The 13,255-nt window shown below is 53.3% G+C and carries 13 protein-coding genes; 7 read left to right on the forward strand and 6 right to left on the reverse strand.

Translation table 11 applies throughout. The features are described from left to right. Positions 1-12: 12 nt before the first annotated feature. Genes VNL73_10515 through VNL73_10525 form a run of 3 tightly spaced genes read left to right on the forward strand, consistent with a single transcriptional unit; the run spans position 13 to position 2,690 of the window. Complete coding sequence (locus VNL73_10515) at positions 13-1,650, forward strand: S41 family peptidase (protein ID HXF49838.1); 1,638 nt, start codon at positions 13-15, stop codon at positions 1,648-1,650. 3 nt (positions 1,651-1,653) lie between these two features. Then, positions 1,654-2,415: a sulfite exporter TauE/SafE family protein gene (locus VNL73_10520; protein HXF49839.1), complete on the forward strand. Its 762-nt coding sequence runs from the start codon at positions 1,654-1,656 to the stop codon at positions 2,413-2,415. Next, the gene (locus VNL73_10525) at positions 2,412-2,690 is read left to right on the forward strand and encodes a DUF1634 domain-containing protein (GenBank protein ID HXF49840.1); all 279 of its coding nucleotides are present in this window, start codon (positions 2,412-2,414) and stop codon (positions 2,688-2,690) included. The genes VNL73_10520 and VNL73_10525 overlap by 4 nt, the downstream gene beginning before the upstream one ends. A 10-nt stretch (positions 2,691-2,700) precedes the next feature. On the opposite strand, the gene VNL73_10530 is transcribed toward VNL73_10525, so the two are convergent. Together VNL73_10530 and VNL73_10535 are read right to left on the reverse strand one after the other, a co-directional pair. Then, entirely contained in the window at positions 2,701-4,386 is a 1,686-nt protein-coding gene (locus tag VNL73_10530) for an ABC transporter substrate-binding protein (protein ID HXF49841.1), read from the reverse strand. After that, on the reverse strand, positions 4,379-4,993 hold the full coding sequence (locus tag VNL73_10535) for a PH domain-containing protein (GenBank protein HXF49842.1): 615 nt from the start codon (positions 4,991-4,993) through the stop codon (positions 4,379-4,381). Before VNL73_10535 ends, VNL73_10530 begins: the two co-directional genes overlap by 8 nt. 302 nt (positions 4,994-5,295) lie before the next feature. On the opposite strand from VNL73_10535, the gene VNL73_10540 reads away from it, so the two are divergent. Together VNL73_10540 and VNL73_10545 are read left to right on the forward strand one after the other, a co-directional pair. Then, positions 5,296-5,997: a hypothetical protein gene (locus VNL73_10540; protein ID HXF49843.1), complete on the forward strand. Its 702-nt coding sequence runs from the start codon at positions 5,296-5,298 to the stop codon at positions 5,995-5,997. Between the two features lie 153 nt (positions 5,998-6,150). Beyond that, entirely contained in the window at positions 6,151-6,870 is a 720-nt protein-coding gene (locus VNL73_10545) for a Fe-Mn family superoxide dismutase (protein HXF49844.1), read from the forward strand. 140 nt (positions 6,871-7,010) lie between these two features. Here the strand turns inward: VNL73_10545 and VNL73_10550 are convergent, their stop codons facing one another. Then, positions 7,011-8,495 (reverse strand): SBBP repeat-containing protein, encoded by a 1,485-nt coding sequence (locus VNL73_10550; GenBank protein ID HXF49845.1) that lies wholly within the window; start codon positions 8,493-8,495, stop codon positions 7,011-7,013. A gap of 36 nt (positions 8,496-8,531) precedes the next feature. Between VNL73_10550 and VNL73_10555 the strand changes: the two genes are divergently transcribed. Next, positions 8,532-9,239: a sigma-70 family RNA polymerase sigma factor gene (locus VNL73_10555; protein ID HXF49846.1), complete on the forward strand. Its 708-nt coding sequence runs from the start codon at positions 8,532-8,534 to the stop codon at positions 9,237-9,239. A gap of 415 nt (positions 9,240-9,654) precedes the next feature. Then, a complete protein-coding gene (locus VNL73_10560) occupies positions 9,655-11,298 on the forward strand; it encodes a hypothetical protein (GenBank protein HXF49847.1) in 1,644 nt (547 codons plus the stop codon). Between the two features lie 6 nt (positions 11,299-11,304). Here VNL73_10560 and VNL73_10565 read toward each other — a convergent pair whose 3' ends face one another. The 3 genes from VNL73_10565 to VNL73_10575 form a co-directional block, all read right to left on the reverse strand. Then, positions 11,305-11,940: a redox-sensing transcriptional repressor Rex gene (locus VNL73_10565; protein HXF49848.1), complete on the reverse strand. Its 636-nt coding sequence runs from the start codon at positions 11,938-11,940 to the stop codon at positions 11,305-11,307. Between the two features lie 119 nt (positions 11,941-12,059). Further along, a complete protein-coding gene (locus VNL73_10570; protein ID HXF49849.1) occupies positions 12,060-12,554 on the reverse strand; it encodes a DUF2059 domain-containing protein in 495 nt (164 codons plus the stop codon). 65 nt (positions 12,555-12,619) lie between these two features. Next, complete coding sequence (locus tag VNL73_10575) at positions 12,620-13,240, reverse strand: TMEM175 family protein (GenBank protein HXF49850.1); 621 nt, start codon at positions 13,238-13,240, stop codon at positions 12,620-12,622. Between the last annotated feature and the right edge of the window lie 15 nt (positions 13,241-13,255).

The raw sequence follows: 13,255 nt of genomic DNA on the forward strand, positions 1-13,255 counted from the left end.
AAAGGAGTGAATATGAAAAGTAGGAAATTTTACGCCGTTTTGTTCGGGGGGATTTTGACTTTGCTCGTTGTTTTCAGTCTGGTTCTGGCCGGCAGCGGCGATTTTTACTCCAGTGTCCGGATTATGGACCAGGTGGCGGCCAAAATCAGCGAAAACTACGTGGAGGACGTAAACATCGATACCCTCGTATCCGCCGGCATCTACGGAATGCTGGGGCAGCTGGACCCCTATTCCGAATACCTGGAGCCGAAGCCGCTCGACCAATTAATCGAGGACACGCGGGGAAGCTTTGAAGGAATCGGGATAGAAATCGCCATCCAGGCCGACAGTTTGACGGTGGTTTCTCCTTTGGAGGGAAGCCCCGCCTCCCGCGCCGGTCTGGTGGCGGGAGACCGGATTGTGACGATAAATGGCAAGTCGACCGCTGGAATCTCCACGGAGGAGGCCGCCAAGCAATTGCGCGGCCCCAAGGGAACCCAAGTAAACGTGGGGATTATGCGGGGCGGGGCCTCCGAGCCGATCCCCTTCACTATCACCCGCGGGCTCATCGAACTAAAGGCCGTACCCTACTATGGAATGGTCGGGGACGGCATCGGCTATATCCGCCTCTCCCGCTTCTCCAACCAGGCCTCCGAGGAACTGGCACAGGCTGTCGCAGCGTTGAAAAAAGAAAATCCCAAAGGGCTGATTTTGGACCTCCGCTCCAATCCGGGTGGACTTTTGGAGGAAGCCGTGGGAATCTCCGAACTGTTCCTGCAGCCGAATCAATTGGTGGTGGAAACCCGCGGCCGTCGCACGGATCAGAACCAGAAATTCTTCTCCGGCCGCCCCCCCATCCTGCCGGACGTTCCCTTGGTGGTGGCAGTGGATGAGGGTTCCGCCTCCGCTTCGGAAATCGTGGCCGGAGCGGTGCAGGATTGGGATAGGGGCGTTGTCGTGGGAAACCAGACCTTCGGCAAAGGGCTGGTGCAGAGCTTGCTCGGTCTGCCGGAAGGGCGGGCCTTGAAGCTGACCACCGCCCGCTACTACACTCCGAGCGGCCGCTCCATACAAAAGCAGGAGCGGGCCGGCGGGCTGAAAAACGACTCCGCCGCCACGGCGGAGAAATTCAAAACCAAAAAGTCCGGTCGCTTAGTGGCTGGAGGTGGAGGAATCACCCCGGACGTGGAAACTGAAAAATCGAAGTATTCTCCCTTGGAAATCGAGCTCGGCCGCCGCGCCTTGATTTGGGAGTTCGGCGTGCATTACTCGGACGACCATCCGGAAATCCGGGAGAACTTCGAGGTGACCGAACCGGTTATCGCCGAATTCCGGCGTTTTTTGAAGGAGAAGAAATTCTCCTATCGCTCGGCAGCCGAAGAGGAGTTGAAAAAATTGGATTCGCTGGCACGGGAAGGGAAATTTTCCGCAACCACGCAAAAGAAACTGGATGAATTGAAGCTGGCGCTGGAAGTCGAAAAGGAGAAAGAGTTTAGCGCCTCGCTCCCCTTCATCCGCCGGCAGCTGAAGGAATCGATTTTAACCAAGGTTTTCGGCGATAAAGCCAAGTATCCCCTCGTCTGGATGAAAACCCATCCGGAACTGGTCAAAGCCAAGGAAATACTGGTTTCAAAGGAGCAGTACAATAAGCTTTTGGCCTCCGCCCGGTAACCCGTGCCCCTTGAGTTTGGAATCTTCGGCTTCGGCGTAGGGGTCGGCCTCTTCGGCGCATACCTTGGGTTGGGAGGCGGTCTTTTGGTGGTTCCGTTCCTGACCCTTTTTTTAGGCTTTCCGGCCAAAGTGGCCGTCGGCACCAGTTTGCTCACCGTCATCACCACCTCCACCGGCGCAGCGCAGGAATATTTAAAATCCGGCCGGGCCGATGTCCGCTTGGGAATCGTTCTTGAGCTTTTCACCACGCTGGGGGCGCTGGCGGGAGGGCTCACGGCCGCTTTTTTGGCGGAAAAGACCATTTTCCTCTTTTTCGGGCTGCTTTTGATTCTGGTTGCCGTCCAGATGCTGCGCTCCAAGGAAAGACCGGATTTCAACCATACCGCATCCACCGGCACTTATCAAAACTGGGGCTGGGGGGCGGGGGTTTCCTCGCTGGCCGGGGTGCTCTCCGGCATCTTTGGGGTGGGGGGCGGGGTGATAAAAATCCCGGCGATGAACTTGATAATGAAGGTCCCCCTCTCGGTCGCCTTTGCCACCAGCAATCTGATGATTGGCGTCACCGCCGCGGCCGGGGCTTTGGTTTACTTCTCTCGGGGGGATGTCGATTTCCCGACTGCGGCACCGCTGGTTTTGGGAACCGCAATTGGCGCTTTTTTGGGGGCGCGTACGGTGAAAAAAGTCCCCACCCGCTGGCTGCGACTTGCCTTTGTGGTTGTTCTTCTTGCAGTTGCTGTTGAAATGCTCACAAAGGGGTTTAAATGAACGGCACAGCGGAAAAATGGGCGCAAAAAGTGCTGGAGACCGGGTTGGTGGTCTCTCTTCTGGCCGTCGGTGTGGGGTTCATGCTTCAGTTGACCGGAGTTGCTGATCCCGAGATCTTCTTGAAGGCCGGTTTTTGGACCCTGTTGGCCACCCCGGGCTTGCGGGTTTTCACCCTGATGCTTGCTTTTTTCCGTCAGCGGGAGAGAAAGTACGCTTGGATCTCGGTGGGGGTGCTTCTCGTTTTAATCGTCAGTTATTTTATCGAGAAACTTTAATGCCGGAGTTCTACCGCAGCCCGACGGCCTGGCCGGTTTTCGACATCCGCGGGTAGTAGGGGAAACTGGAGCAGTCGAAGCCGGAAAGCTCCGGACGGGCCAAAGCCACCATCGCCGGCCGGTAGAGAAAAACGAGCCCAAACCGGTCTTTCAGAAACTTTTCAATGCCGGCAAGAAGCGGCTCCTTTTCCTTTGCCGGGGCGAATAAGGCCCTCCCCAATACGGCCGACAGCGAATCGACCGCCCGGCTGCCGGTGTATTCCTTCAACTTTCCCAGAAGCGCCGCCGTACGCACCTCTCGCGCCCAAACGAAGGTCTCGACCTGTGCCAGTTGCATTTCAAAAAGCGGCAAATCGGAGCGGCTGGTGGACAGATAGGCGGGCAAAAGGCCGGTGGAATCCAGTTCCCGGTCAACCAAAAAGGTCACTCTGACTGAATCGGGACGCGCCGAGCTCGGTTCTTCCGAAAGCCAGTCGCCGCGGTAGAGTTCCGGCCCCAAATTTTCGGTGGCATGGGCCGCACTGGTGGCCAGCATCCGGGCACTGTCCGGGGAAACCGGGCGCAAAAAGAAAGCGGCCACTTTTTTGCGGGTCGGGAAGTGACACAATTCCCGTTCCTTGTTGCCGGTTTCGAAACGCAGGCCTTGTGAAAGCTCCCCGGCCTTAAACCAGGCCATGCTTATTTCTCCGCGGAGAAAGGCGGTTTCGGCATCCTCCCTTTGACCGAACCAGCGAAAAGTCACGGTATCCGCCAAAGGGGGCGGGCCGTGATAACTTTTGTGGCGGACCAGCCGCAGCCCGCTGGCCCGTATCACATCCACACGAAAAGGCCCGCTGCCGGCCGGAAAACGGGGAAGCGTATCCAAAAGATCTTTCACCCAGCCCAGCGGGGATGCGAGATAGGCGAGAGCCAAAGCGGGGTTTCCCTTCAAATGGACAATCAAAGTGCCGGTGTCCCGGGCTTCAATTGGCGAGGTGAGTGGCGGAAAGCGCTTGGGCCAGGCGGTCTTGGGAGCCAGAAGTCCCGCAAAACGGACATATTCCGGCGAGCGGCTGTCCAAATTTCCGTCCAAAACCTTTTTGACCTCATAGGCAGTCAGCCGCCGCCCGGAATGAAAGAACAATCCCGGTTTCAGGTAGAAAACCACCCAACGTTCGCCGGTTTTGAACGAATCGGCCAGAACCGCGCGGAAGCGCCCCTCCTCCGTTTCCGCCACCAGCCCTTCGTAGATGCAGGCCAAAAGCGCCCAAGTATCCGGAGCCGGGATTTTTTTCGTCCAGTCGGTCTCTATAGGGTTGGCCATCCCGACGGCGAAGCTGCCGCCGCGCGTCACGATTTTCTCCTTTTCCGGCTGGATGCTCAACGCCTCGGGCGAAAGGCCCGTCAGCCGAGAAAAACCGGTGGCCATCTCCACCATCGTCAAATCATCCAATACCCAGCCGACGGTTGCCGTCCCCAAGGTTTCCTGCCCCAAGGTCACGAAAACCGTTTTTCCCTTTTTTATGCCGGAACTTTTATCCCAGTCGACGTACAGCCGGTTTTCCTTCAGATAAACCACCTTGCCGGGAGCGGATTGGGCCTGCCCCAAAACGGGGAAAAGTGAAAACACGGCAAGGGCTGGCAGCATCCACTTCCAAAATTGCCGGAAGCCGCCGGCGGACGCGCAGACTTTCTTCAACGCCGCAGAATTAAACATTACTGATCGCGTCCCCTTTTTTTGGGTTGTACTTGGTGCGGTAGCCGGGGTTTTCCTCCGGGCGCAGGGCGTTCGGATAGTTCCAGTCGGTTTTCACATCCACGGCAACTTCCTTGATTTGTTTGAAAACCTCATAGGGGTTGGCAATCGAGATGAAGCGGTCGTAAATCCGCACCCCTTTTTCCGTGGTGCGGCCGGAAAAGGCCTGTATCGTGCCGACGCCGAAGAGGTTTTCAATCGGGTTGACGTTCACCTCGATGTCGGAAATTTTGTCGTAGTCCACGGCCTTGAAATCGATGCCAAAAAAGCCGCTCCGCATCATCAAGCGCTTGCTGGAAACGGCGTAGGCGGTGTTGCCGTAAACCAAAAACAAATAGACCATGTAGAGGGCGCTGGCCAGAAAAACCAACGTTCCGGCATCCATAAAAAGGGGCAGGCCCTGAATATGCCGCCCCTTGTAAAACATCTCGGCCAAAAACCCGACAACCAGAAACGGCACGCCGCGCAAAATGAACGGAATAAACTCCGGCTTCCCCGACCAGTAGATGACTTCGTCGTTGTCTTTAACGGCTTCGAAAGCCGGCGGCACTTTAGCGGTTTCCAGCATGTTCGCTCCCCCTCCAAAACATTTTTTTCAAACAGTTCACCCCTTCGTTATTAAATCGGCTATTCGGGCGGGGGAGTTTACCTCTATTTTTTGCCTTTTCTTTGCCGGCCGCCTGTGAATGGATTTCTAATCGCTTGGGGTATAACGGCTAAGTAGACCTTGAGTGCAAGCCGCATTGTTCGTTCCGACTCTTTTTTCGGGGTATAAGCAGAAAGAAGGAAGATGGCAATGGCGATGCGGCAAAGTACCGAAAAGCAAACCTACGCCGGCAATTTTTTGAAAACGGAACCGATAATAAAATTATGAGAATCGTGAAAACGGCCTTTGCCCTTCTTGCTCTGTTTCTGGTTTTAAGTCCGGCTGTAGTCGCCGATTCCTTGACGGAGTTGTCCGGCAAGCTCACCCAACCGCTCCACCCGGAATTGGAAATTCTGGCTGAAACGGTGCGGGTAAACGTCAAAAACGGCGCGGCGATCACCAAAGTCCTTCTGGTTTTGAGAAACCCGGCCCAATCGGCCCTTGCCACCGGTTTTTCCTTTCCGTTTACCGAAAGGGACACTCTGGTCGATTTCGGGCTTTCCCTCCGGAGCGTAAATCCGCTTGGAAGCGCGGCCGATTCTTCCCCCCCTTTGGCGGCGCTGGAGACGTTTGCGGAAAATCCCGACTCCGTCGAAACGCAGCCCCCCGGCTTTCAGTTGGCGCCCGGCGAGACCGCCACGGTTCTTTTGGTTTACCAGACGGCGCCGGACACGGCCGGCAACCAGCTTCGCTACCGTTTCCCCCTGAAGGAAAGCTTTAAAACCGGGGGGGGCATCCGCTCCTTTGCCTTTTTTGCCGACATCGAGGAGAAGACCCGTATTATGGAAGTGAAAACCGAGAACTACCCGATTGTGGTGCGGGGGAACGGACCTAAAAGACAAATCTATTTTTATCAGAACTACCTTCGCCCCAAAGCCGATATCGGCTTTTCCTACCGGGCGATGCCGCCCAAAAAAGAGCTTTAAGTTTTGGCTTTGTATCTCGTTTGATAACCCGGGTTTTCCTCCGGGCGCAGGGCAGCGGCGTAATTTTAGCATTTCCTATCGTCAAAATTTCTAAAATCGATGCCCCAAGCTTGACCGGCCCTTGCAACCGGCCTATATTCGCCCGCAGGTGTAATGAAAAAGTTTTCGCGAAGGGAAATTTTGAAAGGGATCGGAGCGACGGCGGCCGGAATTGCCGTGGCCGGCCCCGCCAAGCTTATAAATGCTTTGCAAAAAGAAGAAAGGAGCAAATCTATGGCTGCGCCGCAACTGGTCGCCAAACCGTACAAGCCGGGGATTATGGAAATGGAGGGCATTTCCAAGCGTACGATGGAGGAGCATTACAAGCTGTATCAGGGGTACATCAACAAAACGAACGAAATTCGCACCAAGCTCGAAACCGCCGACCAAAAAACCGCCAACCAGGTCTATTCCGACCTGCGGGTTCTGAAAGTGGAGCTGACCTTTGCCATCGGCGGGGTGAAAAACCACGAGATTTACTTTGACAACCTGGGCGGCAAAGGCGGGCAGCCGACCGGCAAACTATCGGATGCCATCAAGGAGTTTTTCGGCTCGTATGACGCCTGGGCGGCGGACTTGAAGGCCACCGGCATCGCCGCGCGCGGCTGGACCTGGCTGGCCTGGGATTATGACGAGCGGCGGCTCTTCAACTTTTTGGGGGACGCCCAAAACACCTTTCCGGTCTGGAACGCCGTGCCGGTGGTCGCCTTGGACACCTACGAGCATGCCTATTTCATTGATTACGGGGTAAATCGCGGCGCCTACATCGATGCCTTTATGAAAAACTTGGACTGGCCCGCCATCCAGAAGCGCTTTGAAGCGATAAAGATGTAATGCTTGCTCTGCAAACGTCAAACAGAAAGGGCGGCCAGTGGCCGCCCTTTCTGTTTTTCTGCATCCCCTCCAATAAACCGATCTCAATAATTCGGCTGCCTCCTTTCTCTGAGCCAGGTTTTATGTGTTTTTAATTGGCCTTATTGACAGGGAGTGTTGATACCCAAAAAAACGAAGTTGAGTTCGAGAACTACATCAGAGGGAGTCAAATTACCATCACAGTTTAGATCTGTAAAGCAACGACTGCAGTCACCCGAACTTAAAAAAATGCAATTTAGTTCAAGGACGACATCCGCGGGGGAGAAACTGCCATCTTGATTAATGTCCCCCTTGTTTTGAAGTTTTAACAGGAGCAAATCATCGGCTCCACCCCCGAAATCAGGAACCGGATTCACTGGAGTAGTAGTACCAGGTATTGAAATAACAGTGTATGGTGGTGCCTCAACAGCTCCACCAAGGCTATCCACGCTTCCCAGTGGTGTACTGAAGTTGCCAGATACAATCTGCCAGCTACCGGTATAGTTAAGTGCATAGCCAGCCACGTGAATATTGCACGCGTTGTCAAGCAGGACCGATGTGCCTGACTCATCCCCCGCTCCCGCCCAAACTTTTTGGAATATCAGTCCTCCAGCAGTGTCCATTTTCAATAGAAACAGATCCCTGCCGCCGCCAAAGCTGTTGGTACTTCCGGTTACGTAGATATTTAGGTCGCCGTCAATAGAAATAGATTGTCCACCCTCATCACTGGAACCTCCCCACGATCTTTGCCATAACAGATTTCCGGCACTGTCGAACTTTAGTATAAAAACATCCGAACCATTGCTTCCCGGACAACCCGTGGGTGGGCTCATAAAACCGGTAACATAAATGTTTGCATATTGGTCGGTGGCGACATTCGATATCCCCTCATTTCCTCCCGCATCCCAAGCTCTGTCCCAATGGAGGTCACCGGCGGTGTCAAGTTTAATTATTAAAGCATCGTGAGGGTCACAGGCCGCCCAAGCCCCTGTTCCTCCTGTCAGTATTACACCGCCAGCGCAATCAAAAGCAACATCGGACCCGGTCGCGTCGTTGATATTCTTATCCCACGTTTTCAACCACAAGGCATTTCCATTCTTGTCAAACTTGAAAATGTAGTTATCAATGTCGTCCACTATCGTCTGACCGCAAAAGTAGATATTACCGCTCGAATCAATTTCAAGGTTCGAGTTGGCCTCCCAAGTCCTATGCCACTGTTTTGACCAAAGAAGGGTACCGGTACTGTCCGTTTTTAATAAAAGACCATCAGAATTATCGTTCATACCGGCCGTAATCACAATATTACTTTCATAATCAACTTTAAGGTCGGATGCGCCCTCATTGCCACCAAAATCCCAGCTCTTGTACCAAAGGAAGGAACCATCGGGAGCATACTTCAATAGCAAAATGTCAGTATTGCCAGAGCTTGAACTTCTCGTAGCGCCAGCAACATAGATATTGCCATTTGCATCAAATGCGATTGAAAATCCCCAGTCCGGGTTGGTTCCTCCCCACGTATGGGCGAACTGCGGGACCTGAGTTTTAGCCAATGAAAAGAAACTACATGTGTACAGTACTGCGAATAAAAACATCCCGGCTCTTTTCATCACGTCCTCCTTTTTTCCACTGGCCTTTCTGCCAAAATGTTCAAAAAAACTATCTTTTTCATTCGTTTTAATCGCCGAAGTTTGATTTTTGTTACAAGATTTCCAGACAGGTTTTTATATTATATTGTTCCCAACCCAATGGAAAACCTACAAGAGCAAGCCCATATCGCCCAATTTTTGGAGGGCACTCCTGACAATTATATCGACGGGGTTATCCGTCAAACCGCGCGGCTGAAGACTTGGGGGCAGAATATTGACAGGCAGGACGTCATCCAGAACGCCCGGCTGGCGCTGCTGAAAAGTTTTAAAGAGGGGAAATACCAACCGGGGGCATTAACGGCTTACGTTCAACGGGTTGCCGAATTTGCCTGTATAAACGAAATGCGAAAGTTTTACCGCACACAAAAAAATCAGAAAGAACTTTGCGAAGAAGCACTGCAAATCCCGGACCCACAGGGGGACCCTTTGACCAATAGCATCGAAAGTGAAGATAAGGGACTTGCCGTTCAGATATTAGTTGCTCTGGGCAAACCCTGCCGCGAGCTTTTATACCTAAAATTCTTCAACAGCTTGGCCCACAAGGAGATAGCTGAAAAGCTTTCAATGTCCGAAGTCAACGTTCGCGTATCCATTTTTCGCTGCTTGAAAAAAAGCAAAGCGATCGCAATTGAAATGGAAAAAAGGTGTAACCGTATGGCTTCCAAAACGATTAAAGAGATAGGTGGTTATGACCTGCCAGAGTAACTGGAAAGATGCCTTCGGCGATTACGTTGCTGAAACATTGTCCAAGGAGGAAAGTATACGACTTGAGGGACATCTAAAGGAATGCCCGGACTGCCGTTCGGACATTGAACAAATCCGGCTTTTGCGCAAGGGCTTTGCCCACTTGGTCGATGAACATATCCCCGTTGATTTACTTTTGGAATATCACCACACCGGCAAAGATTCCCCGATTTTGGCCGGTCAACCTCAATGGCTTCCGGAGCGAATGGAAGCTCATCTTTCCCTTTGCAGCCAGTGCCAAACCGAACTGAAAACGTTGGAGGCCGCCCGGGAGGAATTAAGAGGCCCGGAAAAAACCTCTAAAAAACCCGCTGCCCGGCGGTGGGTCTTTCTCTCCGCACGAAAGTTCTGGTATGCCGTTCCCGCCGCCGCCGCTTTGCTTTTAATGGTTTTGCTCAATTTGCCGGTCAGTTCAAAGGGGCCTAATTTGGCTGTTTTGCCGTTTGAATATTCCGGTCCAGCGGAAAAGGAATCCTTCGCCGAAGGATCGGTTGATGATATTTCCAGAAACTTTGAAAAGGTGAGCGCCGTGGGGATAATCTCTTCCACCAGCTCGGCGCAGTACAAACGCACAAATAAGAGGCCCAGGCAAATCGGCGAGGAGCTTGGGGTCGATTATTTTTTGACCGGTGCCATCCGCTGGGATACAGCCGGAAAACTGGCGAAAATCAAGATTGTCCCCAAGCTTATTCGGACAAGTGACGAAACCGAGTTCTGGAGAGATAGCTTTGAAATTCTTGATGAGGAACTCTGCAGTTTTCCGGGAACGGTTGTCCGCCAGGTAACCGCCACGTTGAATGTGGCCCTTTTGGAACCGGAACGCCGGGCTTTGGAAAGCTGTCCAACCGGAAACATTCAGGCCTATGAATATTTCGTCAAAGGCAACCTATATTTTCAATCTCGAGTTCTGTCACCTATGCAAAAGGCCGCCCAAATGTACCAGAAAGCAATTGAATTGGATTCGAACTTCGTTCTTGCCTACTGCATGCTTTCAAGATGCTTAACCGAAATCTTCGGGCACTATCTAAGTGACTTTCAAGCTCCGGCAAAGCAGGCCGCGGATAAAGCCACCCGGCTTCAGTCGGACCTGCCGGAAGTCCATCTGGCCCTGGCCGCATATTATTACCATATTTTTGAGTATGACAGCGCCACCACCCATTTTTCCATCGCCTCACAAGGGATACCCAACAATAGCGACCTCTGGGAGGAATGGGGCTATATGCAAAGGCGTCAAGGGTTGTGGCATCAGGCGGTTGCCAATCTTGAAAGGTCTTTGGAACTTGACCCCCGCGATATAGTTGTGAATCTGGAGATTGCCAAAACTTTCCTCTTCCTGCGGGACTATAAAAAGTCGGAAAATTATCTTAATCGTGCGATAGCCGTCGCACCCGGTGGAATTCAACCCTACGCAGATAAGCTTGTTTTATATGTTATTTGGCAAGGCAGCACGCAAAAGGCGCGGAAGGTTTTCCGGGATGCCCCTAAAGAACTCGGACTTGAGTCGCACTACTTGTGTGACATGATCGAAGGAAACTATGAAAAGTGTTTTCCGAAGCTTACAGCGGCTGACACAGCGTTCGAGCGCAGACGCGATTACTTTATGGCCAATGCTTTTATTTTTGGCTTGATGAACCGAATTGAGTTGATGAAAACTTTTTACGATTCGGCTCTGATGATTTTACAAAAACAGGCACCGACAAGGGATGGTGACCCGGATTTTCACGCCGCACTCAGCCGTGCCTATGCCGGTGTTGGGCACAAAGAAGTAGCCATACGGGAAGCCTTGAAAGCACGGGAGTTGATGCCCGTGTCCAAGAATGCAGTCCTTGCCCCAACGTATATTCAAAACTTAGCCCAAGTATACACGATGGTTGGCGAATACGATAAGGCCATTGACCAGCTGGAATATCTTTTCTCCATCCCATCACAAATATCCCCCGCCCTGCTCCGCCTCGACCCCATGTGGGCGCCTCTGCGCGGCCATGCCCGCTTCCAAAAGCTGATAAACGAGCGGTCTTAACCGCTTTCAGCCGTTGCCGCTGACCAAAAAATAGGAAAGCTGCTCCAACTCCATCGACATATTTTCGTTGCGTAGCGAAATATGTTCCGGCACGTTGATGCTGACCGGGGCGAAATTCAAAACCGCCCGCACCCCGGCGGCAATCGCTTCATCCACCACCCCCTGCGCGGCGGAACCGGGGACGGCCACCACCACGATGTCGATTTTGCCGGCCTTCAGTTCCTCCCGCAGGTTTTTCACGTCGGAAACGACGATTCCCTTGTGGTTGGAGCCGATTTTCCGCTGGTCGTTGTCGAAAATCTGCTTGATTAAAAATCCCTGTTTTTGAAACTCCCTGTAGGAAACCAAGGCCGAGCCGATGTTCCCCGCCCCAACGACCGCCACATTCCAAGTGCGGTTCAGGCCCAGAATTTTGGCGATTTTTTCCCGCAGTTCACGAACCGGATACCCCAGCCCGCGCGTGCCGAAGCTGCCGAAGAAGGACAAATCCTTCCGCACCTGCGCGGGAGTCAGCTTCTCCCGCTGGGCCAGCTCGCGCGAGGAGGCCGTGGCCGCTCCCTCCTTTTCCAGCCCGCACAAAAGGCGGTAATACACCGAGAGGCGGCGGATGGTCGATTCCGATATGCGGCGGTTTTTTGGCATGGTCTACCCTGCATTCCCTCACCCGACGGGCTTGTGAACGCATTCACATAATAAGGCAAAAAAGAAGGCCGTCAACCCCAACGCTCCGGGAAACGGCCTCCCAACCGGCGGCGGCTTTTTTAGCGGTACCCCTGCTTCTGCAGTTCGGCGGTCACTTCGCTGGCCAGCTTTTCCCCCCAGGCCTGCCCCACCTGCATCGATTCTTTCATGATTTCCGGCTGGACGGAAACGAGCTTTTTTCCCGCCGGGCTTTGGAAAAACTCAATCAAGGAAGTCACGTCCGCAGGGGTCAAGTGCCGGTCGTAAATCGGCACCAGCATTTCCACCAAATCCTCCGTTTTTACTTTCTTGGCGAAGTTCAGCCAGAACTCGTCCGGTACCTGCGGCAGCCCCTGCCGGTAGGCGTTGATCATCTCCTGCATCATCGAAACGGCCAGCTCTCCCGATTTTGTCAGAGTCAAAAGCGTTTTGATGTCGGCAATCTTGGCGGCGTTAGACTTGGTTTTGGACCCCGTCTTGCTTTGCCCCGTGACGGCCTGCTTGTTGGCTGTTTGGGCCCAAACCAGGGCGGCCAAAAAGAGTACCGCCAATGCAATCGCGAAAAACTTTTTCACAAACCCTCCTTTTTGTCCTTGTATCGGCATTTTTGGGGGAATCCGGGAGCAATTCCGGCTCGGAGCTACTTTTCCCGGCTGACGGAGGCGGTGACGGCGAAAAAGAGGGCCAGCCCAATCATTAGAAATAAACTGGCGGTCACGTTCACAAAGGCCAGAACAAAAGCCAGCCCGTAAAACAGCGGGCCGACCAGGTACTGCCGGTTGATGCTTTTCACCTGTCCGGCGGTGACGCTTTTGGAAAGCAAGCGGTGCTTGTGGGAAGCGTAGCGCCAGAGGATGTTGTAAGCAAAGGCCATCCCTAGCATCGTTCCCGAGTACAAAACCATCGCCGTGGTCTCCCCGGTATCTCCCATATACTCCGCCACCAGCGAGGTGGGGAACGGAACAAAAGTGACGCACAGCAGAAGGGAGCCGTTTAAAAACATAAAGAGGGTGTTGGATCGGACGATGTGGTTGAAGAGGTTGTGATGGTTCACCCAGAGGATGAGAATGGTGGCAAAGCTGGTTAAAAAAGCCAGGAAGCGGGGCCATTCCTCCAACAGCTTGTAAACCAGCCCCTCCGAACTGCTGGGAGGGGAAACTTTGAGGTCGATGACCAAAAGGGTGATGGCGATGGCGAAAACCCCGTCGCTGAACGCCTCGATCCGCCCGGTTTCTTTTTCAGCGTTATCGGCGGCGGTCATTGTAAGATCGCAAAA

The organism is Verrucomicrobiia bacterium (genome assembly GCA_035574275.1).
In the GTDB taxonomy this organism is placed as follows: Bacteria; Zixibacteria; MSB-5A5; order DSPP01; family DSPP01; genus DSPP01.